Origin of the sequence: Citrobacter sp. S46_ASV_140 (genome assembly GCF_018919545.1) — a bacterium.
GTDB lineage: Bacteria > Pseudomonadota > Gammaproteobacteria > Enterobacterales > Enterobacteriaceae > Citrobacter > Citrobacter braakii.
In genome coordinates, this window is record NZ_JAHLRC010000039.1 from 1 (window position 1) to 22,812 (window position 22,812).

General features: G+C 53.9%; 21 protein-coding genes. 16 read left to right on the forward strand and 5 right to left on the reverse strand.

The annotated features are described in order from the left end of the window. The 3 genes from KQJ19_RS24010 to malZ form a co-directional block, all read left to right on the forward strand. Positions 1–115: branched-chain amino acid transport system II carrier protein (locus KQJ19_RS24010; protein WP_253296350.1), on the forward strand; the 115-nt coding region annotated here is incomplete at its 5' end. Positions 116–195: 80 nt separating this feature from the next. Next, positions 196–1,569, forward strand: a complete 1,374-nt coding sequence (gene proY / locus KQJ19_RS12050) for a proline-specific permease ProY (protein WP_216403687.1) — start codon at positions 196–198, stop codon at positions 1,567–1,569. A 138-nt stretch (positions 1,570–1,707) separates the two neighbouring features. Then, the gene (gene malZ, locus KQJ19_RS12055; RefSeq protein ID WP_216403688.1) at positions 1,708–3,525 is read left to right on the forward strand and encodes a maltodextrin glucosidase; all 1,818 of its coding nucleotides are present in this window, start codon (positions 1,708–1,710) and stop codon (positions 3,523–3,525) included. Here malZ and KQJ19_RS12060 read toward each other — a convergent pair. Continuing rightward, complete coding sequence (locus KQJ19_RS12060) at positions 3,519–4,421, reverse strand: LysR family transcriptional regulator (protein WP_141874908.1); 903 nt, start codon at positions 4,419–4,421, stop codon at positions 3,519–3,521. The two genes, malZ and KQJ19_RS12060, sit on opposite strands and share 7 nt — an antisense overlap. 273 nt (positions 4,422–4,694) lie before the next feature. Here KQJ19_RS12060 and KQJ19_RS12065 point away from each other — a divergent pair, with 273 nt between their 5' ends. From KQJ19_RS12065 to KQJ19_RS12085, 5 genes are all read left to right on the forward strand, one after another. Continuing rightward, on the forward strand, positions 4,695–5,336 hold the full coding sequence (locus tag KQJ19_RS12065) for a hydrolase (RefSeq protein ID WP_003021513.1): 642 nt from the start codon (positions 4,695–4,697) through the stop codon (positions 5,334–5,336). 173 nt (positions 5,337–5,509) lie between these two features. Then, on the forward strand, positions 5,510–6,055 hold the full coding sequence (locus tag KQJ19_RS12070) for an antibiotic biosynthesis monooxygenase (protein ID WP_016152022.1): 546 nt from the start codon (positions 5,510–5,512) through the stop codon (positions 6,053–6,055). A 21-nt stretch (positions 6,056–6,076) separates the two neighbouring features. Beyond that, positions 6,077–7,945, forward strand: a complete 1,869-nt coding sequence (locus KQJ19_RS12075) for an amidohydrolase (RefSeq protein WP_216403689.1) — start codon at positions 6,077–6,079, stop codon at positions 7,943–7,945. A gap of 136 nt (positions 7,946–8,081) precedes the next feature. After that, positions 8,082–10,724, forward strand: coding sequence for a DUF2339 domain-containing protein (locus KQJ19_RS12080; protein WP_216403690.1), 2,643 nt, complete (start codon positions 8,082–8,084; stop codon positions 10,722–10,724). Further along, positions 10,721–12,124: a DUF3999 domain-containing protein gene (locus KQJ19_RS12085; RefSeq protein WP_216403691.1), complete on the forward strand. Its 1,404-nt coding sequence runs from the start codon at positions 10,721–10,723 to the stop codon at positions 12,122–12,124. The genes KQJ19_RS12080 and KQJ19_RS12085 overlap by 4 nt, the downstream gene beginning before the upstream one ends. A gap of 49 nt (positions 12,125–12,173) precedes the next feature. Here the strand turns inward: KQJ19_RS12085 and KQJ19_RS12090 are convergent, their stop codons facing one another. After that, positions 12,174–12,776: a peroxiredoxin gene (locus KQJ19_RS12090; RefSeq protein ID WP_003021524.1), complete on the reverse strand. Its 603-nt coding sequence runs from the start codon at positions 12,774–12,776 to the stop codon at positions 12,174–12,176. A gap of 168 nt (positions 12,777–12,944) precedes the next feature. Continuing rightward, positions 12,945–13,526, reverse strand: coding sequence for an ACP phosphodiesterase (gene acpH / locus KQJ19_RS12095; protein WP_216403692.1), 582 nt, complete (start codon positions 13,524–13,526; stop codon positions 12,945–12,947). A gap of 217 nt (positions 13,527–13,743) precedes the next feature. Here acpH and queA point away from each other — a divergent pair, with 217 nt between their 5' ends. From queA to KQJ19_RS12130, 7 genes are all read left to right on the forward strand, one after another. Further along, a complete protein-coding gene (gene queA / locus KQJ19_RS12100) occupies positions 13,744–14,814 on the forward strand; it encodes a tRNA preQ1(34) S-adenosylmethionine ribosyltransferase-isomerase QueA (protein WP_216403693.1) in 1,071 nt (356 codons plus the stop codon). 55 nt (positions 14,815–14,869) lie between these two features. Further along, positions 14,870–15,997: a tRNA guanosine(34) transglycosylase Tgt gene (tgt, locus tag KQJ19_RS12105; protein WP_003021535.1), complete on the forward strand. Its 1,128-nt coding sequence runs from the start codon at positions 14,870–14,872 to the stop codon at positions 15,995–15,997. 22 nt (positions 15,998–16,019) lie between these two features. Then, positions 16,020–16,352, forward strand: coding sequence for a preprotein translocase subunit YajC (yajC, locus tag KQJ19_RS12110; protein ID WP_003021544.1), 333 nt, complete (start codon positions 16,020–16,022; stop codon positions 16,350–16,352). A gap of 27 nt (positions 16,353–16,379) precedes the next feature. Then, complete coding sequence (gene secD, locus KQJ19_RS12115; RefSeq protein WP_216403694.1) at positions 16,380–18,227, forward strand: protein translocase subunit SecD; 1,848 nt, start codon at positions 16,380–16,382, stop codon at positions 18,225–18,227. A gap of 10 nt (positions 18,228–18,237) precedes the next feature. Continuing rightward, a complete protein-coding gene (secF, locus tag KQJ19_RS12120) occupies positions 18,238–19,209 on the forward strand; it encodes a protein translocase subunit SecF (RefSeq protein WP_003021550.1) in 972 nt (323 codons plus the stop codon). 169 nt (positions 19,210–19,378) lie between these two features. Continuing rightward, positions 19,379–19,744: a VOC family protein gene (locus KQJ19_RS12125; protein ID WP_016152028.1), complete on the forward strand. Its 366-nt coding sequence runs from the start codon at positions 19,379–19,381 to the stop codon at positions 19,742–19,744. A gap of 23 nt (positions 19,745–19,767) precedes the next feature. Beyond that, entirely contained in the window at positions 19,768–20,460 is a 693-nt protein-coding gene (locus tag KQJ19_RS12130; RefSeq protein WP_016155852.1) for a YafY family protein, read from the forward strand. A 45-nt stretch (positions 20,461–20,505) separates the two neighbouring features. Here the strand turns inward: KQJ19_RS12130 and KQJ19_RS12135 are convergent, their stop codons facing one another. Next, entirely contained in the window at positions 20,506–21,369 is an 864-nt protein-coding gene (locus KQJ19_RS12135) for a nucleoside-specific channel-forming protein Tsx (protein ID WP_003021561.1), read from the reverse strand. A 298-nt stretch (positions 21,370–21,667) separates the two neighbouring features. Next, positions 21,668–22,207 (reverse strand): DUF3251 domain-containing protein, encoded by a 540-nt coding sequence (locus tag KQJ19_RS12140; RefSeq protein WP_029139433.1) that lies wholly within the window; start codon positions 22,205–22,207, stop codon positions 21,668–21,670. 153 nt (positions 22,208–22,360) lie between these two features. Between KQJ19_RS12140 and nrdR the strand changes: the two genes are divergently transcribed. Beyond that, on the forward strand, positions 22,361–22,810 hold the full coding sequence (gene nrdR / locus KQJ19_RS12145; RefSeq protein ID WP_016152032.1) for a transcriptional regulator NrdR: 450 nt from the start codon (positions 22,361–22,363) through the stop codon (positions 22,808–22,810). Positions 22,811–22,812 lie beyond the last annotated feature (2 nt).

Sequence of the window (22,812 nt, forward strand, 5' to 3'; positions counted from 1 at the left end):
TTTACCGCTGGCGGAGCAGGGGCTGGCGTGGTTGATGCCAACAGTCGTGATGGTGGTCCTGGCAGTTATCTGGGATCGTGCAGCGGGTCGACAAGTGACCTCCAGCGCACACTAATATCACTGACAATAAGTTTTAACCACGGGGCTATTAACATGGCCCCGTGGTTTTTTATTGTGTTAACAGGTTAGGAATCGATGGAAAGTAATAACAAGCTAAAGCGTGGGCTGAGCACCCGGCACATTCGCTTTATGGCATTAGGTTCAGCAATTGGTACCGGGCTGTTCTACGGCTCGGCCGATGCCATCAAAATGGCGGGGCCAAGCGTGTTGCTGGCCTATATTATCGGCGGCGTAGCGGCGTATATCATTATGCGCGCGCTGGGCGAAATGTCCGTTCATAACCCTGCTGCCAGCTCCTTCTCGCGCTATGCGCAGGAAAACCTCGGACCGCTGGCAGGCTACATAACCGGCTGGACCTACTGTTTTGAAATCCTGATTGTCGCCATTGCCGATGTGACTGCCTTTGGTATTTACATGGGCGTCTGGTTCCCGGCCGTACCGCACTGGATTTGGGTACTCAGCGTGGTATTGATTATCTGCGCCATCAACCTGATGAGCGTGAAGGTGTTTGGCGAGCTGGAATTTTGGTTCTCGTTCTTTAAAGTCGCCACCATTATCATCATGATTGTCGCCGGTTTTGGCATCATCATTTGGGGGATTGGTAACGGCGGACAGCCTACTGGTATCCATAATCTGTGGAGCAACGGCGGTTTCTTCAGTAACGGCTGGCTCGGCATGGTGATGTCGCTACAAATGGTGATGTTCGCCTACGGCGGGATTGAGATTATCGGGATTACCGCTGGCGAAGCCAAAGACCCGGAAAAATCTATTCCGCGCGCCATCAATTCCGTACCGATGCGTATCCTCGTGTTTTACGTGGGGACGCTGTTCGTCATCATGTCTATTTACCCGTGGAACCAGGTCGGCACTGACGGTAGCCCGTTCGTTCTGACGTTCCAGCATATGGGGATTACCTTTGCCGCCGGGATCCTCAACTTCGTAGTCCTGACCGCGTCGCTGTCGGCCATCAACTCTGACGTCTTTGGCGTGGGGCGTATGCTGCATGGTATGGCGGAGCAGGGCAGCGCGCCGAAAATATTCGCCAAGACGTCGCGTCGTGGCGTGCCATGGGTGACGGTGATGGTGATGACTATCGCGCTGCTGTTTGCGGTGTATCTTAACTACATCATGCCGGAAAACGTCTTCCTGGTGATCGCCTCTCTGGCGACCTTCGCAACGGTATGGGTGTGGATTATGATCCTGCTGTCACAAATTGCCTTCCGTCGTCGTCTGCCGCCGGAAGAGGTTAAGGCGCTGAAATTTAAAGTGCCGGGTGGGGTTGTGACGACCGTCATTGGCCTGATTTTCCTGGTCTTTATCATCGCGCTTATCGGCTATCATCCGGATACCCGCATTTCGCTATACGTCGGCTTTGCGTGGATTATCCTGCTGCTTGCCGGCTGGGTTTTCAAGCGCCGTCGCGAGCGCCAACTGGCTGAAGCGCAGTAATATTTTTGCCGGGTAGCTTAATGTTACCCGGCAATTTTCTCCTCCCCCACACTCCTCCCCCAATAAACGTTAAGATGATGAGTGATCCTGCACTTCGCTATGGCAAGGTGACGTCATTATCATCAAAGGGGATACGTGATGTTGAACGCCTGGCACCTTCCGGTTGCCCCATTTGTTAAGCAAAACAAAGATCAACTGACGATTACATTATGGCTGGCGGGGGAAAATCCACCCCAGCGGGTGACGCTACGCGCAGAAAACGATAACGAAGAGATTTCGCTGGGTATGCACAAGCAACGCAGCCAGCCGCAACCGGGCATGACCGCGTGGAGAGCGGCGATCGATCTCTCCAGCGGACAGCCTCGTCGACGCTATAGCTTTAAATTACTTTGGCTCGATCGTCAGCTGTGGTTTACCCCGCAGGGATTCAGCCGTTTTCCGCCTGCGCGTCTGGAGCAGTTTGCTGTTGATGTGCCGGATAACGGTCCGCAGTGGGTCGCCGATCAGATTTTTTACCAAATTTTCCCGGACCGTTTTGCCCGCAGCCAGTCGCGTGAAGCGACTCAGGATAACGTCTATTACCACCATGCCGCCGGACACGATATTGTGCGGCGCGAGTGGGATGAACCGCTTACGGCCCAGGCCGGTGGCTCCACGTTTTATGGCGGCGATTTGGACGGCATCAGCGAAAAGCTGCCGTATCTGAAAACGTTAGGCGTCACGGCGCTGTACCTGAATCCGGTATTTACCGCGCCGAGTGTGCATAAATACGATACCGAAGATTACCGTCATGTTGATCCGCAGTTTGGCGGCGACAGGGCGCTGCTGCGCCTGCGTCACACCACCCAACAGCAGGGGATGCGCCTGATTCTCGACGGTGTTTTTAACCATAGCGGCGATTCACACGCCTGGTTTGACCGACATAATCGGGGAACGGATGGCGCGTGCCATAATCCGCAATCCCCCTGGCGCGACTGGTATCATTTCTCAGCCGACGGCGTCGCGCTCGACTGGCTGGGGTATTCCAGCCTGCCCAAGCTGGACTTTTCCTCTGAAAGCCTGGTGAATGAAATTTATCGCGGCGAAGACAGCATCGTTCGCCACTGGCTGAAAGCGCCGTGGAGTATGGACGGCTGGCGTCTTGACGTGGTGCATATGCTGGGAGAGGCCGGTGGTGCGCATAACAACCTGCAGCACGTGGCCGGAATTACGCAGGCGGCGAAAGAGACCCAGTCAGAGGCGTATGTGGTGGGCGAGCATTTTGGCGACGCGCGCCAATGGTTGCAGGCCGACGCGGAAGATGCCGCCATGAACTATCGCGGTTTTACCTTCCCTGTATGGGGATTCCTCGCCAATACCGATATCTCATACGATCCGCAATTCATTGACGCCCAGACCTGTATGGCGTGGATGGATAACTATCGCGCGGGTTTGTCGCATCAGCAGCAGTTGCGGATGTTCAACCAGCTCGACAGCCACGATACCGCCCGTTTTAAATCTCTGCTCGGTAAAGACGTCGCACGTTTACCGTTGGCGGTGGTGTGGCTGTTTACCTGGCCTGGCGTGCCCTGTATTTACTACGGTGACGAAGTGGGACTGGATGGGAACAACGATCCGTTTTGTCGCAAACCATTCCCGTGGCAGCCTGAAAAACAGGACGCTAACCTGCTGGCGTTGTATCAGCGGCTGGCAACATTACGCCACCAGAGCCAGGCGCTGCGCCATGGTGGTTGTCAGGTGATTTACGCCGAGGATAACGTGGTGGTGTTTTTACGCGTGCTAAACCGCCAGCGCGTATTGGTGGCGATTAACCGTGGCCACGCCTGTGAAGTGGTCCTGCCAGCCTCGCCATTACTTAGCGTCAGCCAATGGCAGCACCAGGAGGGCAAAGGCGTGCTTGCCGAGGATATCCTGACGCTGCCGGCGATTTCCGCCTCGGTGTGGATGGGTCATTGATATAAGCGCGTAACATCCGGGCTTGCCAGCAGCGTTTCCCGCCACCAGCGCTGCGCCAGTCCATCGCGGTTATTGCGCCAGGCCATATAGGCCACGTCTTTTTGGCGAAATGAGATCACCGTTTTTTCCACCAGCTCGCCCGTGGCAAGCCACGGGTTAGCAATATGGCGGGGGAGAAATCCGCAACCCAAGCCGGCCCGCAGTAGCATCACCTTACTGTGGAAATCATCAACGCGAATCTGCGCCTGCTCCTCCATCAGATTGGTTTGTAACGGATGACAAAAGCGGGCGCTGTCGCTAATGACAATCGCCCGGTGCAGGCACAGCTGTTCGTTAGTCAGGCCATCCGGTGCTGCGGCCAGCGGATGCTCAGGCGCAACGACAAACACATTGTCCAGCGTGCCAAGCATTTTGTAGGACCAGGCCGCTGACGTAGGCGGTTCATTAATCGCCCCCAAAATAATATCTGCTCCATTATGCGTCAGCTCCTCCCAGGAGCCCGCCAGCGTATGGTGGGTGAAGTTAAGGCGGGTTTGCTTATTCAGCGCGTGAAATTCATCGATAATGGGCAACAGCGAGGAGAAAGGGAAGGAGTCGTCCAGCGCAATCGCCAGCTCTTTTTCCCAGCCTGAACTCAGCTGCACCGCCTGCTTTTCGAGATCTTTTGCCGCACTCAGCAGCAAACGTCCCTTTTCCAGCATCATCTGACCGGTGTCGGTAAATTTTGCCCGGTGACCGGAACGGTCAAGCAACTCGATATTCAAATCACTTTCCAGCTTTTGAATCATATAGCTGAGTGCTGCAGGGGTTTTAAACAGCGATTCCGCCGCCGCGGCAAATGAACCCTGTTTATCAAGTGCGTCGAGAATTAGCAAAACATCCAGATTGATGCGCATAAGCAGAAAATATCCTGAAAATTAAACCCCTCTGTTGTACCGAATGGAGAAAAACAATGCCAGTGAATAAATTAGATGAGTCATGCGCATTTTTTTGATGTTGTTTAGGATATATCGCAACACAAAATTAATAGTTTCACTGGATGGTAAGTTTTCTTTAATAACTCGTTAGAAATTTCCCGCTATACTCAACAAGCTTTCTGATTCAGGATCCTGCTGCTGACGGCAGATACAGACCGTTGCCTTTTAACTTATTGATTAAGAAGGTGTGCTATGTCTATTCGGGAACTGATTGACCCTCAAAACTCAACGCTTATTTTTATTGATCATCAGCCGCAAATGTCATTTGGTGTGGCGAATATTGACCGCCAGACTTTGAAAAATAATACCGTGGCATTAGCGAAGGCCGGGAAAATATTTAATGTTCCGGTGATTTATACTTCTGTGGAAACGAAAAGTTTTAGCGGTTATATCTGGCCGGAATTGTTAGCGGTTCATCCTGATGTGAAACCAATTGAACGCACCTCGATGAACTCCTGGGAAGATGCGGCGTTTGTGAAAGCCGTGGAAGCGACCGGGCGTAAAAAATTGATTATCTCCGCGCTGTGGACCGAAGTATGCCTGACTTTCCCGGCGCTGATGGCGCTGGAAGCGGGTTACGAAGTTTATGTGGTAACTGACACTTCTGGCGGCACGTCCGTGGATGCCCACGAGCGTTCTATCGACCGCATGGTACAGGCGGGTGCCGTACCTGTGACCTGGCAACAGGTTCTTCTCGAGTACCAGCGCGACTGGTCCCGCAAAGAAACCTACGACGCCGTCATGGATCTGGTACGTGAGCACAGCGGCGCCTACGGTATGGGCGTGGATTACGCCTACACCATGGTGCATGGCGCGCCGGAACGTAAAGCCTAAATACACCTCATCCTTCATGTTGCCTCTTTGTAGGCTTCGTTTGCGTACCCCGGTCACTCACTTTGTCAGCTTCCGGGGATACACAATCTTGCCGCTTCGATGCGCCATGAATGATTTTGTGTATTGCTTCCGTGGCCTAAGCGGGCCTGTTTCCTCTCAACAAGGAACCCTTTATGGCGCAGAACAAACATGTGACGTTGGTGATTTCCCACACCCTGCTGCCTGAACAAGCGCAGCGGTATGAGCAGTGGCTGGGGAAAATCATGCCGGTGGCGGCCGAGTTTCCCGGTCATCTGGGGGCGAATGTGATTCGTCCAGCAGATGGCAACAATCTGTGGAACATCATTATCCGCTTCGACACGCTTGAGCATCTGTATAACTGGACCCAGTCCGATACGCGCCGCGTGCTGGTCGAAGAGATTGCCCCGCTGCTGGCGGAAGGGGATAAAACTGAAATCCGCACCGAAGCGGCGTTCTGGTTTACGCCGCCCGCGCCCCATGTACGTCAGCCCAGGCGCTGGAAACAGTTTCTGATAACCCTGCTGGTGATTTTTCCCAGCACCAATCTGGTGCCGTGGTTGACCGGCATTGTGCTGCCTGCCATGAAGGGCTCGTTACTCCTGCATCTGATCAATGATGCCTGTGTGGTTGCGCTGGTGGTCTGGTTCTGGATGCCCATCGTAACCCGTCTGTTTGCCGGATGGCTGAAAAAAGCCTGACCGGTTTCTCAGGAGATTGTTATGTCTCAAACTGCCACACTGATTCTGACTCACGGAAAAATTCATACTCTCGAAAGACAAAACCCGCAGGTCGAGGCGGTGGCGATCGCCAATGGTAAGATCCTGACGACCGGTAGCCACGATCGCATCATGAGTTTTGCCACCGACGGGACGCAGGTTGTCGATCTGCAAGGGCATACGGTGATCCCGGGCCTGAACGATTCGCACCTGCACCTCATTCGCGGCGGTCTGAATTACAACCTGGAATTGCGTTGGGAAGGCGTTCCGTCGCTGGCGGACGCGCTACGCATGCTCAAAGAGCAGGCTGACAGAACGCCATCGCCGCAATGGGTGCGCGTGGTGGGCGGCTGGAGCGAATTCCAGTTTGCCGAACGTCGCATGCCAACCCTCGAAGAACTGAATGAAGCGGCCCCGGATACCCCAGTTTTTGTTCTGCACCTCTACGACAGAGCTATGCTGAACCGTGCCGCACTGAAAGCAGTCGGCTACACCAAGGCGACGCCGGACCCGGCGGGTGGTGAGATTGTGCGTGATAGCAACGGTAACCCAACCGGGATGCTGATCGCCAAACCCAACGCCATGATCCTTTATTCGACGCTGGCAAAAGGACCAAAACTGCCGCTGGAAATGCAGGTCAACTCGACCCGGCAGTTTATGCGCGAGCTGAACCGTCTCGGGCTGACCAGCGCCATCGATGCAGGCGGTGGTTTTCAGAACTACCCGGAAGATTACGAGATAATTGAGCAGTTACACGCCAACAAACAGATGACGGTGCGCATCGCCTACAACTTGTTTACCCAGCGTCCGCAGCAGGAACTGGAAGACTTTGAACGCTGGACCGATATGCTCAAACCAGGGCAGGGGACCGACTTCTACCGTGCCAATGGGGCAGGGGAAATGCTGGTCTTCTCGGCCGCGGATTTTGAAGACTTCCTCCAGCCACGCCCGGATCTGCCGGAAGGTATGGACGATGAGCTGGAGCGCGTGGTGCGCCACCTCGTGGAGCACCGCTGGCCGTTCCGCCTGCACGCCACCTACGATGAATCCATCAGCCGAATGCTCGACGTATTCGAGAAGGTGAATCGCGATATCCCGTTCAATGGGCTGCACTGGTTCTTCGATCACGCTGAAACGATTACCGAACGGAATATCGAGCGCGTAAAAGCGCTGGGGGGCGGGATCGCTGTTCAGCACCGTATGGCGTTTCAGGGCGAATATTTTGTCGATCGCTACGGCAAAGATGCGGTCAAACATACCCCGCCGGTGGCGAAAATGCTGGCGGCTGAAGTTCCGGTAGGACTGGGGACTGATGCCACCCGCGTGGCCAGCTACAACCCGTGGACAGCGCTCTACTGGCTGGTTTCGGGCCGTACTGTGGGAGGGATGGCGATGTACGATGATAACAATCGCCTGCCGCGCGATGTGGCGCTGGAATTGTGGACGGCCGGTAGCGCCTGGTTCTCCAACGAACAGGGTAAGAAAGGGCGCATCGAGAAAGACCAACTGGCAGACCTGGTGGTGCTGTCTAAAGATTACTTCAGTGTGCCGGAAGAAGAGATCAAAGGCATAGAGTCGGTAATGACCATTGTCGATGGCAAAGTGGTGTATGCGGCCGGGCATTTCACTCCGCTGGCGCCGCCGGCCATCCCGGTTGTACCTGACTGGTCGCCGGTGGTAAAAGTGCCGGGGCACTATCGCTCAGCGCCGCCTGCTACGGCGAAAATTGGCGCAATGGTGCAGATGCACCAGTGCTGCGGCAGCTGCGGCGTACACGGTCATCAGCATGATATAGCGCGTAAATCGGCAATTCCGGTGTCAGATGACCGGGCTTTCTGGGGCGCGCTTGGCTGCTCCTGCTTCGCGTTTTAATCCCTCATCACAGCCCCTGGCCAAACGCAGGGGCTGATTGTCTATTCTGAAAAGCGGTTCATCGTGTTAACCGATATGGCGCAACTGCAACAATTTGTGTCATTCTGGTCTGTCTTTATACAGTGAAGGTGGAAACATGGATGAGCTGCTAACCCTTGGCTGCATTGTATTATTCTTCGCGCTGGTAGTGGTTCCTGGCCTCGCGATCGTGGCATTCAGACGCAGTGCGGCTGTACGTTCTGAGCTGATGGTCTTGCGCCGTCGGGTAGAGGAGCTGGAGCTGCGCGGTGTGGCGCAGACCAGCGCCGTTGAGCCAACGGCAGCAAAAGATATTGTTCCTGCCGATGCGCCAACGGCTGCGATGAGCAGCGTATCGCCGGAGCCAGTAACTGAGCCGCCGCCTGAGCCCGTTAACCCGTGGGCTTCACAGCCGAAGCCGGATAATGCGGCGGTATCTACGCCCGACGTCGAGCGGCCTTCTGCTTTTGGCGGGGTAATGTCATCGCTGGTGCGCTGGTTTATGCAGGGTAACCCGTTGGCAAAGCTCGGTATTTTGCTCCTGTTTTTGGGGCTTTCTTTCCTGCTGCGTTATACGGTCGAACATTCTCTGTTTCCGCTGGAGCTGCGTCTGGTGGCGGCCGCGCTGTTCGCTATTGTGCTGTTGGCGTTGGGCTGGCGGTTGCGGCATAAGCAACCGCTCTATGCGCTGATATTACAGGGGGGAGCTACCGGAGCACTCTATCTCACCGTCTTTGGCGCGTTCCGGCTGTGGCAAATGCTGCCAATGACGCTGGCATTTGCGCTGCTGGTGGTGATTTGTGCGGCGAGTGTGGGGCTGGCTATTCTGCAAAAGGCGCTCAGCCTGGCGATGCTGGCAAGTCTTGGCGGTTATCTCGCGCCGCTGTTGCTTTCCACCGGCGGCGGCAGTCATGTCGCGCTCTTCTCATTCTATCTTCTGCTCTCGGTCGGCATTCTCGCCATCAGCATCTGGCAGCACTGGCGGGAGCTTAATCTGCTTGGCCTGTTGTTCACCTTCGGCGTTGGCGGGGTGTGGGGCCTGGAGGGCTATCGACCAGAGTATTACCTGAGTTGCCAACTGTTCCTGATCGCCAACACGATTATTTTTGGCGTGCTGAGCGTGGCGTTGTCGCTCCGGGCGCAGGAAAAAGGCAAACAGGTTATTGACGGCGTACTGCTATTTGCCCCACCGCTGATCGGTTTTGGAATGCAGTATGCCATTACCCGGCATATGGCTTATGGTCCGGCGCTTAGTGCGCTGGGCTACGGTGGTTTCTATCTGGTGTTAGCAAAGTTTGCGTTGCGGCGTTCCTCTTCTCTGGGGAGACCTCTGGTATTGTCCGCCCTGGCGCTCGGTGGTGCGTTTACCACGCTTGCTATCCCGTTGGCGCTTTCAGCCCGTTGGACGGCGATGGCCTGGTCGCTGGAGGGGCTTGGGATCCTCTGGCTGGGCGTGCAACAACAGCAACGACGCATGAGTTATAGCGGTACGGCGCTGCTCGTGCTGGCCGTGGGGAGCGCGCTATGGGCGCTGGCGAACGGAACAACCGCGCTCTCAGTCATGCTGATTTTTGCCGTGCTCAGCCTCAGTTGGCTGGTTGCTGCGTGGCTATGGCGCAACATTTGGATGCCGGGCAGTTGGGCGCTACTCGCTGGTGGTTTGGTTTTCTGGATCATTGCGCTCGTTGCGGCATCGCAACTCGTTCTGAAACAGGATCGGTGGGTGCTGTCTGGTGTGCTGGCATTAATGGCGGTATCGAGCTGGGGCTGGCGAAGTATCGCGGGTCGCCTGGCGTGGCGGGAGCTGGATGCCAGTAAATGGCTGCTGTGGCCGATGATGCTGGTGATGCTGATGTATCAGATCGCTGTACAGCAGATTTTTGCGGCGGGCTGGCCGAATCTGGCCTGGTGCGCGGCGCTAATTGTTGCGATAGCGCTGCTCTGGCGTGACGCACAAATATTACCGCCAATGCTTTCCAGACTGGCGCATTTATCGTTCTTATGGATGATTTTACTGGCGCTCGCGGTTGAGCTGTTCTGGTTCGCGCAGGGGCTGCCGTGGGGAAGGGCTGCGTGGGGTAGCGGCCTGATGATGGCGGCTGGCGGGCTGCTTATTTTCCTGATTTATCAGTCTGTTCATCGACAAATCTGGCCGTTTCGCATCTGGCCTACCCTCTATTCTGTTCAGGCGATGGTTCCCGTTGTGCTGGTGCTGGTCGGTCTGCTCGTGCTGACCAATTTACAAGATGGCGTAGTTTATCGTCAGACTTATCTGCCGTTGCTCAACCCGCTGGAAGAGGGCGCAGCTTTTGCCCTACTGGGCCTGGTGGTGTTTTATCGCGCGTCTGAACGCTATTTCCCGGTGCAGCTTTCGGTATGTCGCCCATGGCCGGTTGTGGCGCTGATGGCGCTCAGCTTTTGGTGGCTCAATGGTGTGCTGCTGCGCGCATTGTCCTGGTATGGCGAGGTTGCGTGGCGTGTAGACGCACTATGGGATTCACGGCTGATTCAAACCTGTTTTGCTCTGTTCTGGATGCTGGCGGCATTGGTGGTGATGCTGCGGGCGACCCGGCGCCGCTCGCGTCGGGAATGGCTGTGTGGCGCGGTATTGCTGGGGATAGTCATTGTGAAACTGATGCTGGTGGACAGCGCAGGAGGCGGCGGTCTGGCGCGCGCGGTTGCGTTTATCGGCGTGGCCATTCTGGTGTTGATTATCGGGTATTTTTCACCATTACCGCCCAAAGCAGGAGAAGAAAAATGAAATGGATGAAAGCGGTGTTATGCAGCGTACTGTTGGGCGCGACAGGCGCGACAGGCGCGGCGGTAAGCAGCGATGAAGTGAAAGAGTCTCCGGCGGACTACGTAACGGGGGTGACGCTGGAAACTACGGGCACATCGCCGTGGTATCGCGTTTCGCTACCTCCGGCGGTGTATCCGGGTACCGCCTGGGCGGATTTGCGCGATGTCCGGGTCTTTAACCATCTGGGGGAGACGGTGCCGTTTACTCTGGTGGTGCAGAAAACCCAGCCCGTTACGCCAGAGGCAGTGGCGCTGCGTTTTTTCCCGCTTGATATGTCACCGGTTGCGCCGCGTGAGGAGGGGCAACGAGGCGGAGACGCTATTGTTTTACGCTCGAAGAGCGGCATTGAAATTCATTTGCAAAGTGATGATGTCAAAGCGCTCGGCCAGAGCTATTTACTGACGCTCCCGGAAGAGACGAAAGATGCCTTTTCACTGGCGCAGTTACGCCTGAACTGGGACTCGCAGGCGGGCAACTGGCAGGGGAAAGCCTCGGTTTATGCAAGCAGTGATTTGCGCTACTGGCGACCCGTGCAGGAAGATGCGCCGTTAATGGATCTGACGCGTGATAACGATCGCCTGAAAATGGACACCATCAGCGCCAGCCTCACGCTCTCTGCGGAGGCGACTCGTTACCTGCTGGTGATCCTCGACTCGCAAAGTCCGGCGCTGACGTTAAACAGCGTGAGCGCGATAGCGGCCAGCAGCGAGCCGGAATCCGAGCGTATCGTGATTGAAGCCCAGGGGATTAAGGTTTCGGATGACGAAGCCGTCTGGCGATGGGCGCAGCCCCAGCCGCTGACCTCGCTTCGCATCGATCTGGAAAGTGAAGGTGTTTTACCGGTGGAACTGGCCTGGCGCAGCGCTGAAAAAGAGCCCTGGCAGCCGCTGACAAAAACCATGCTTTACAATCTGGACTGGAGGAGTGCGGAAGATATTCATCTTTCCGGTCAGTTGGTTGAGGCCGTCCGGATGACGACCATTAACGCCCGGTTGCCAGAGAGGCTGCCTGAGTTGAGCGGCATGCGCGACAGTTATCAACTGGTGTTTAATACGCAGGGCAAAGGGCCTTATATGCTGGCGTGGGGAAACCGGGCGGCGAAAAAGGCAGATGTTGGTCTCGATATGCTGATCCCGGCGTCGCTGCGTAAATCGCAGGAGATAGATTATCTACCGTGGGCGACTCTTCAGGAGAGCGTGGCGCTTGGTGGTGAAGCGCGATTGACGGCAACGTCAGTAGCTGAGCAACAAAGCCAGTGGAAAACGCTGTTGGTGTGGGGGGCGTTAATTCTTGGGGTCGCCGTACTGGCGCTTATGGCGTGGCGAATCTGGCGTGAAGTGAAAAAGGGTAATCCGACATAAACCAATAAAAGAGGCCCGCAATTTGCGGGCCTCTTACGATTCATGCCAATTACAGGCTGGAAACGTTCTCGGTCAGGTATTTTGCTACGCCGTCCGGAGACGCGTTCATACCTTCTTTACCTTTTTCCCACTGTGCCGGGCAAACGTCGCCGTGCTCTTCGTGGAACTGCAGCGCGTCAACCATGCGCAGCATTTCGTCGATGTTACGACCCAGCGGCAGATCGTTAACCACCTGGTGGCGAACAACGCCGTTAGCGTCGATCAGGAAAGAACCGCGCAGAGCAACGCCCGCTTCCGGGTGCTCGATGCCGTAGGCTTTCTGGATTTCGCGTTTGATGTCAGCAACCATTGCGTATTTCACTGCACCGATGCCGCCTTTGTCGACAGGGGTGTTACGCCATGCGTTGTGGACAAATTCAGAGTCGAAGGAAACGCCAACAACTTCCACGCCGCGCTTCTGGAATTCTTCGTAACGTTTGTCGAAAGCGATCAGTTCAGACGGGCAAACGAAGGTGAAGTCCATCGGCCAGAAGAACAGAACGGTAGTTTTACCGTTGGTATGCTGTTTGAAGTTGAAGTTTTCAACGATCTCACCGCTACCCAGTACCGCAGCTGCTGTGAAATCCGGAGCCTGACGAGTTACCAGTACCATATAATTCTCCTGCAATGTTAAGGGGTTTTTGGAACGCAACGCGGGCCAGTATAGAGAGTGTTCGGGAATAAGACAAAGAGGCGCTGGCAATCAATGAGACAGGTTTTGTCTATCAATCTTTTGCCGGATGGCGGCTACTGCTTATCCGGCGGCTAATACGGGCTGTAGTCAAAGGGTTTTACGCTGCGCCTGTTCCATCATTTGCGGATAAAACTGCCAGAATCGTTCCTCTAACGCATCGTAATGCGTATCCAGGTCATACCATGAGTCACGCAGGGCATCGAGTCGTGGGCGGCGGCTGGCCATGCCATTCAGGACGTTCTGGATAAAATCCATGTCCCGATAGCGCTCAAGCCATTTCTCTGACCATATATAGTTGTTTAAATTGATAAAGCGCGGTGGCGATTCAGGCAAAATAGTGGTCACCTGGGTGCGAGCATAGCGCACAAAGTCCGCCAGCGGGAAGTCGGGGGATATTTCCGACCAGTGGCGCGACAGAAAATGATCCCACATTACGTCCAGCGTAATCGGCGCGACACGGCGCGTTTCGCTGCGAAACCACTCTTTGGCTTCACACACCTGCGGCAGGTTATCGGTCATCACGTCGATACGACGGTGCATGAAGATGCCTTCCACCACGTCAGGCGAATAGTGCGTTTCCGGATTGCCCCGGACAAAGTCGGCCAGCAAATTGCCGGAAAGCGAGCTGTCGGCAAGGTGAGCCAGATGCAAATGTGCAAGAAAATTCATATCCACTTCATCCTTCAAACTGCCTCTTTGTTGGCTGCCTTCACTCACCCCAGTCACTTACTTGAGTAAGCTCCCGGGGACTCATTCAGTTGCCGCCTCGATGCATCTTGAATGATTTTGTGTATAGATTATGTCTTTTAACTTGAGGGGTAAAGGTTGCAGGGAGGACGCCCCGGCACTAGACTACCCGCCTCTTATTTTAGTCTGAGTCAGTGTCATGCGCGTTACCGATTTCACCTTTGAACTACCCGAATCCCTGATTGCCCACTATCCGCAAGCTGAGCGCAGTAGTTGCCGCTTGCTGTCTTTGGACGGGCCGACGGGCGCGCTGACGCACGGTACTTTCACCGATTTGCTCGATAAGCTCAACCCTGGCGATTTGCTGGTCTTTAACAACACCCGCGTTATTCCGGCGCGTCTGTTTGGCCGTAAAGCCAGCGGCGGCAAGATCGAGGTGCTGGTCGAGCGTATGTTGGATGACAAACGTATTCTGGCGCATATTCGCGCCTCGAAAGCGCCAAAGCCGGGGGCCGAGCTGCTGCTGGGCGACGACGAAAGTATTAAAGCAACGATGGTGGCACGCCATGACGCGCTGTTTGAAGTCGAGTTTAACGACGAGCGCAGCGTGCTGGATATCCTTAACGCCATCGGCCATATGCCGCTGCCACCGTATATTGACCGTCCGGATGAAGATGCCGACCGCGAGCTGTATCAGACCGTGTATAGCGAAAAACCGGGTGCGGTCGCCGCGCCGACTGCGGGTCTGCACTTTGACGATCCGCTGCTGGTTAAGCTGCGCGATAAAGGCATTGAAATGGCGTTCGTCACTCTGCACGTGGGCGCGGGGACTTTCCAGCCGGTGCGCGTAGACACCATCGAAGATCACATCATGCACTCCGAATATGCGGAAGTGCCGCAGGATGTCGTTGATGCTGTGCTGGCGGCGAAAGCGCGCGGCAACCGCGTGATTGCGGTGGGCACCACCTCCGTACGTTCACTGGAAAGCGCGGCACAGGCGGCCAAAAACGACCTTATCGAGCCGTTTTTCGGCGATACGCAAATATTCATTTATCCTGGCTATAAATATCAGGTGATTGATGCCCTGGTAACCAACTTCCACCTGCCGGAATCAACGCTGATCATGCTGGTTTCCGCGTTTGCTGGTTATAAAAACACCATGCACGCCTATCATGAAGCGGTAAAAGCGGAATATCGCTTTTTTAGTTACGGTGATGCGATGTTTATCACGTACAATCCGCAGGCTATTTCTGAGCGTGTCGGGGAATAAATCCGCGATATGAGTATTTAAAACGTCGGACTGTTTTTCTGACGCAGGAGTTAAGATGAAATTTGAACTGGATACCACAGACGGTCGCGCTCGCCGCGGCCGCCTGGTTTTTGATCGTGGCGTAGTAGAAACACCTGCTTTTATGCCGGTCGGTACTTACGGTACTGTGAAAGGCATGACGCCGGAAGAAGTTGAAGCAACTGGCGCGCAGATTATCCTCGGTAACACCTTCCACCTGTGGCTGCGCCCGGGACAGGAAATTATGAAACTGCATGGCGATCTGCACGATTTTATGCAGTGGAAAGGGCCAATCCTCACCGATTCCGGCGGCTTCCAGGTTTTCAGCCTGGGTGATATCCGTAAGATTACCGAGCAGGGCGTGCATTTCCGTAACCCGATCAACGGCGATCCGATTTTCCTCGATCCCGAGAAATCAATGGAGATTCAATACGATCTCGGTTCCGATATCGTCATGATCTTCGACGAATGTACACCGTATCCGGCCGACTGGGACTATGCTAAACGCTCGATGGAGATGTCTCTGCGTTGGGCGAAGCGCAGTCGGGATCGTTTTGATAGCCTCGGCAACAAAAATGCGCTTTTTGGCATCATTCAGGGCAGTGTTTACGAAGATTTACGTGATATCTCCGTTAAAGGTCTGGTAGACATCGGTTTTGATGGCTACGCTGTCGGCGGTTTGGCTGTCGGTGAGCCGAAGGAAGATATGCACCGTATCCTGGAGCATGTATGCCCACAGATTCCGGCAGATAAACCTCGTTACCTGATGGGCGTCGGCAAACCAGAAGATCTGGTTGAAGGCGTACGTCGCGGTATCGATATGTTTGACTGCGTGATGCCAACGCGAAATGCCCGTAATGGTCATTTGTTTGTGACTGACGGCGTGGTAAAAATTCGTAACGCGAAACATAAAAGCGACACCAGTCCGCTCGATGCTGAGTGTGATTGCTACACCTGTCGCAATTATTCGCGCGCTTACTTGCATCATCTCGACCGTTGCAACGAAATATTGGGCGCGCGACTCAACACGATTCATAACCTTCGCTACTACCAGCGTTTGATGGCGGGTTTACGCAAGGCTATTGAAGAGGGTAAATTAGAGAGCTTCGTGACCGATTTTTACCAACGTCAGGGTAGACCAGTTCCACCTGTGAACGTTGATTAATTTTAATAATGAGGGAATTTGAATGAGCTTTTTTATTTCTGATGCGGTAGCGGCAACAGGTGCTCCGGCGCAGGGCAGCCCGATGTCTCTGATTCTGATGCTGGTGGTGTTTGGTCTGATTTTCTACTTCATGATCCTGCGCCCGCAGCAAAAGCGCACCAAAGAACACAAAAATCTGATGAACTCCATTGCGAAAGGCGATGAAGTGCTGACTAACGGTGGTCTGGTGGGTCGCGTGACCAAAGTAGCAGAATCTGGCTACATCGCTATCGCGCTGAACGACACCACTGAAGTGGTTATTAAACGTGATTTCGTAGCTGCCGTTCTGCCGAAAGGCACCATGAAGGCGCTGTAATTTATTGTTTTCCCAAAGGGAACTGCCGTGTTAAACCGTTATCCTTTGTGGAAGTATGTCATGCTGATCGTCGTTATTGTCGTCGGTCTGCTCTATGCGCTTCCCAACCTGTATGGTGAGGATCCGGCTGTTCAAATCACTGGCGTGCGCGGTGCCGCCGCCAGTGAGCAAACGCTGATCCAGGTCCAGAAAACGTTACAAGAAGATAAAATCACACCTAAGTCTGTGGCTCTGGAAGAGGGTGCTATTCTTGCGCGCTTCGACTCCACTGATACCCAACTGCGCGCACGTGAAGTGTTAATGGGCGTATTGGGCGATCAATACGTCGTGGCGCTTAACCTTGCACCGGCAACTCCACGCTGGCTGGCAGCCATTCACGCAGAACCGATGAAACTCGGTCTTGACCTGCGTGGCGGCGTTCACTTCCTGATGGAAGTGGATATGGACACCGCGCTGAGTAAGTTGCAGGAACAAAATATCGATAGCCTGCGCAGCGATCTGCGTGAAAAAGGCATTCCTTATACTACCGTTCGCAAAGAAGATAACTACGGTCTGAGCATCACCTTCCGTGATAGCAGCGCCCGTGATGAAGCTATCTCTTACCTGAGCAAGCGTCACCAGGATCTGGTTATTTCCAGCCAGGGCAGCAATGTTCTGCGTGCGGTGATGACCGATGCGCGCCTGAGCGAAGCCCGTGAATACGCGGTACAGCAGAACATCAACATTCTGCGTAATCGTGTTAACCAACTGGGTGTTGCTGAGCCGGTGGTCCAACGTCAGGGTGCTGACCGCATTGTGGTCGAACTGCCAGGCATTCAGGATACCGCGCGTGCGAAAGAAATTCTGGGCGCTACCGCGACGCTGGAATTCCGTCTGGTGAACACCAACGTTGACCAGTCTGCTGCGGCATCCGGGCGTGTACCGGGTGATTCGGAAGTGAAACAGTCACGTGAAGGTCAGCCGGTTGTGCTGTACAAACGCGTGATCCTGACCGGTGATCATATCACCGACTCCACTTCCAGCCAGGACGAATACAATCAGCCGCAGGTTAACATCTCGCTGGATAGCGCGGGTGGTAACATCATGTCCAACTTCACCAAGGACAACATCGGTAAGCCGATGGCGACCCTGTTCGTGGAGTACAAAGACAGCGGTAAAAAAGATGCCAACGGTCGCGCAGTGCTGGTGAAACAGGAAGAGGTGATTAACATCGCCAACATCCAGTCTCGCCTGGGCAACAGCTTCCGTATCACCGGTATTAACAACCCGAACGAAGCGCGTCAGCTTTCTCTGCTGTTACGTGCCGGTGCGTTGATTGCGCCGATTCAGATTGTTGAAGAACGTACCATCGGTCCTACCCTGGGTATGCAGAACATTAAACAGGGTCTGGAAGCGTGTCTGGCCGGTCTGGTGGTGTCTATCCTGTTCATGATCTTCTTCTATAAGAAGTTCGGTCTGATCGCGACCAGTGCGCTGATTGCTAACCTGGTACTGATTGTCGGTATTATGTCGCTGCTGCCGGGCGCTACGCTGAGTATGCCGGGGATTGCGGGGATCGTCTTAACCCTTGCTGTCGCGGTCGATGCGAACGTACTGATTAACGAACGTATCAAAGAAGAGTTGAGTAACGGGCGTTCGGTGCAGCAGGCCATCAATGAAGGTTATGCGGGCGCATTTAGCTCCATCTTTGATGCGAACATTACGACGCTGATTAAGGTCATTATCCTGTACGCAGTTGGCACCGGGGCAATTAAAGGGTTCGCGATTACTACCGGTATTGGTGTGGCGACGTCGATGTTTACCGCGATTGTCGGTACACGTGCCATCGTAAACCTGTTGTATGGCGGCAAGCGCGTCAAAAAGCTGTCAATCTGAGGAGTGCGAAGTGGCACAGGAATATACTGTTGAACAATTGAACCACGGCCGTAAAGTCTGGGACTTTATGCGCTGGGACTACTGGGCTTTCGGCATTTCAGGTTTCCTGCTGATTGCGGCCATCGTGGTGATGGGCGTACGTGGGTTTAACTGGGGTCTCGATTTCACCGGTGGTACGGTAATTGAAATCACGCTGGAAAAACCGGCCGATATGGACGTGATGCGCGATGCGCTGGAGAAAGCGGGCTTTGTTGATCCGCTTCTGCAGAACTTCGGCAGCAGCCACGACATTATGGTGCGTATGCCGCCAACTGAAGGCGCAGACGGCGGTCAGGTACTGGGCAGCAAAGTGTTGAGTGTGATTAACGAATCCACCAACCAAAACGCCGCGGTGAAACGAATTGAATTCGTAGGTCCGAGCGTGGGTGCAGACCTGGCGCAAACCGGTGCAATGGCGCTGATGGCGGCGTTGATCTCCATCCTGGTATACGTCGGTTTCCGCTTTGAGTGGCGACTGGCGGCAGGGGTAGTTATCGCTCTGGCGCATGACGTGATTATCACACTTGGGATCCTGTCGTTGTTCCATATCGAGATTGATCTGACTATCGTCGCATCGTTGATGTCGGTAATCGGTTACTCGCTGAACGACAGTATCGTCGTATCTGACCGTATTCGTGAAAACTTCCGCAAAATTCGTCGCGGTACGCCTTACGAAATCTTTAACGTGTCATTGACTCAGACGCTGCACCGTACGTTGATTACGTCCGGTACGACGTTGATGGTTATTCTGATGCTGTTCCTGTTCGGTGGTCCGGTACTGGAAGGCTTCTCGCTGACGATGCTGATCGGTGTTTCCATCGGTACTGCATCTTCTATCTACGTAGCATCGGCGCTGGCGCTGAAGCTGGGTATGAAGCGTGAGCACATGCTGCAGCAGAAGGTTGAGAAAGAAGGGGCGGATCAACCGTCAATTCTGCCTTAAACTATTAAAAGTGAAGATACTGGAATCCCGATCGCAAGGTCGGGATTTTTTTTGCCTGTGATTTGGTAGCAGTCCATTATCTTTTCCGGTCGCCATACTACTGACAGTATGCTGTCAGTAGCCCTGTCTTATAGTCCTTCTGAGATTACCCACACAGGCAGGAGGAAGTATGAATAACGTAATTAGCTGGTTTGAAATCCCCGTGGCACAAATGGAGCGCGCCATTGCTTTTTATGAGCCAGTGATGCAGGTTTCTTTGCGTCGTGAGAATATGGACAGCGCGGAGCTGGCCGTATTTCCACATCAGGATCCCGCTCCCGGCGGGGCGCTGGCTAAATTTGACGGTATTACGCCTTCAGCGCAGGGCGCTATTATTTATCTGCATACGGACGATTTGGCTGCAACGCTTAAACGCGTCGCCACCGCTGGCGGCCAGTGCGTGTTTGGTCCGCTCGAACTGGGGCAGGATATTGGCACTATTGCGCTGTTTACTGACAGCGAAGGCAATCGCGTTGGTTTACATCAACCCGCGTAATATTTTCAGGACTGAGGATTAAAATGACCAGACGCGCCGACCGCTTGTTTCAGATTGTACAAATCCTGCGTGGCAGGCGAGTGACCACGGCGGCGCTGCTGGCAGAACGTCTTGAGGTTTCTGAACGGACGATTTATCGCGATATCCGCGATCTCTCTTTATCCGGCGTGCCCATTGAAGGAGAAGTGGGCAGTGGATACCGCTTAATGGCGGGGTTTGATCTGCCGCCGTTGATGTTAACGCATCGCGAATCAGAAGCGTTAATGGTAGCGATTCGGTTGCTGAAAACATGGGGTGGGGATTCACTCTCACAGGCGCTGGAATCCGCGCAGGAAAAAGTGCTGGCGATATTGCCGCCAGAGTGTCGGCGCAGAGCCGAGCAAACGCGGGTTTTCGCGCCAGATTTTGGCAATCAGCCGCATTCACGCAGTGCTTTTGATCTCATACATCGCGCGGTTTCGGCGCAGCAGGTGCTGGCGCTGCATTATCGCGACGAGTCCGGGAATCTCTCCTGGCGCGACGTTCAGCCGCTGGGGCTATTTTTCTGGGGTGAGCACTGGTTGCTGGTTGCCTGGTGTGAGAAACGTGACGATTATCGCTGCTTTCGTGTTGATCGGTGTCTGAAGATCACGCCGCTCGACAGGCATTTTCGTGAATCTGCAGATCGCTCGCTAAGTGACTTTTTACGTAAAGTACGCTGTGAAGACCAGCCATAAAAAAGCCAGCGGTTAAGCTGGCTTGTCTGCGATAAATTGGCAGGATTAGAAGTTGTAACCTACGACCAGGTAACCACCCCAACCGGTAGATTTCGCGCTGAAGTCGCCTTCGCCCCAGTTCAGAGTATCTCCACCTTTCCACTGGCCGCCGTTATGGAAGTAACGCGCTACTACGGAGTAGTGCCAGTGATCGTAGTTCAGCGCCAGGACGTGGCTGGAAGCGATAGAGTTGCTGGTGCGGTTCGGATCATCACCCAAATCGGAGCCCCAGTCGAAGTTGGTGAAGCCGATGTAGGTCAGTTGGCCGCCCCAAACCTGGGTGATCGGCACAAAGTATTTCACTTTGAAACGGTAGCCATCCCACTCGTTTTCGTTGGATGCGCCATAGTTCTGCCACTGGTATTTAGCATACACGTTCAGGGACAGACCCATCGGCAGACCGGTATCGATATCGGTACCCAGACCCATATACCAGGTGCTCTGGCGGCTGGCTTTGTTATCACCCATATCGTAGATGTAGTTGTTGGCGAAATACCATTCTTTGAACGGACCAAAGCTCAGGTCAGCACCGGTCAGTTTATCGATGGAGAAACGCGGTTCGATTTCCATAAACAGCGGGGAACCGTCAGACCAGATGCCTTTATCGTTGCCGTTACCCCAGTCGAAGGTTTTCGGAATATCGATGTAGCCATAGAAGTCAAACCAGTCTTTTTTGGCAAACGCTTCGTATTCCAGATACACGTCATTGTTCAGTTTCGGGGAGAAACGGGTGTGGTAGCTTCCCACTACGTTGACGCTCTGGTGCCACCAGTCGGACAGATATTGCGGTTTGTCATTTTCTGCAGCGTTGGCAGTAAAAGACGAGGAGAGCGCCAGCACTGCACCGGCTGCAAGTAATGTTTTTTTCATATGTATGCCACTGTTTGAAATCCCTTTCGGGAGTGAAAAAGGCGCAAATTGCGTTTCTAAATATTTCGTGTTTCTTCGGAGCCTATTATAAAAATCATTGTTCACAAAAATATGTGTTGTTTCACAGTTCTATCATTTACGTAATCGATTGCGTTCACGTTTGCTCACTTTAGGCGGCGAATTGTACTGGCTCCCATGAATGTTGCCAAGTTTTACCAGAAATATCGGTTATGTCAGGTGAGTAACAAAACGGGCCGGAGTGATGTTGCGGAACGCACAAAACGTCCCGCAAAAAAGTTTATTGATTAACAGGCTGGATGTCGTGGATACGAACAAATCCTAACTGGTCCGGAGAGAGGCCATTTATTTGCAACGGAATGTCTACGTCGCTGGGAGCAAGGATACTTGCCGGGGCAGTTACCAATTGGTTCTGAACGTTCGCTTCCTGATAGTTATCCGTGGTGCCCTGAATTTGTCCATACTCGACGGTGGCGCTAAAGGCGGGTAAAGGCGTAGTGGATTCACCCTGAATACGTAATGTGAGCCGCGTGCCGTCGGCGTTCGGCGCAATATTGACAAGTGACATCCGTAACATGCCAATCTGGCTGTCCAGTCGGGCTGGTGTATTGGAACCCGGCAGCAGATAGGCTCCGCTGGTTGATTTGGCATTCAACATATTTTGTTGTGTAATTTTTACCGTTTCCTGATTTAGCTGTGTCATCTCTTTATTCAACGTGCTAACGCTTTGATGCATCTGGCGTACTTCGCTTTGCTGTGCGCATGCGCTAAGACTAAAGAGACTTCCCACCAGGAGAATTCTTAGGTAACGTCTTGTCATTGTGATTACTTCCTTCATTGTCGCGATAGCATAATGGTAGTGCGCACCGAGCACGAAGGCATCGATCCTTTGTCTCAAAAGCGCTGCGCCTTTGTTGTCACGCCAGTTCAGGGTAAAATAGATTTCTGTTAACCACTGAGGACAGGACGCCGTATGCATTGCCCATTCTGTTTCGCCGTAGACACTAAGGTAATTGACTCTCGTCTTGTAGGCGAGGGCTCCTCAGTACGCCGCCGTCGGCAGTGTCTGGTCTGTAACGAACGTTTCACCACTTTTGAAGTGGCTGAACTTGTCATGCCACGCGTTGTGAAAAGCAACGATGTGCGTGAACCCTTTAATGAAGATAAGCTGCGCAGCGGCATGCTCAGAGCGCTTGAGAAACGTCCGGTCAGCTCAGATGACGTCGAAATGGCGTTGAACCATATCAAATCACAACTGCGTGCGACTGGCGAGCGTGAGGTGCCGAGCAAGATGATCGGCAACCTGGTGATGGAGCAGTTGAAAAAACTCGATAAAGTCGCCTACATCCGCTTTGCCTCGGTTTACCGGAGTTTCGAAGATATCAAAGAATTTGGCGAAGAGATTGCTCGCCTACAGGACTAAGC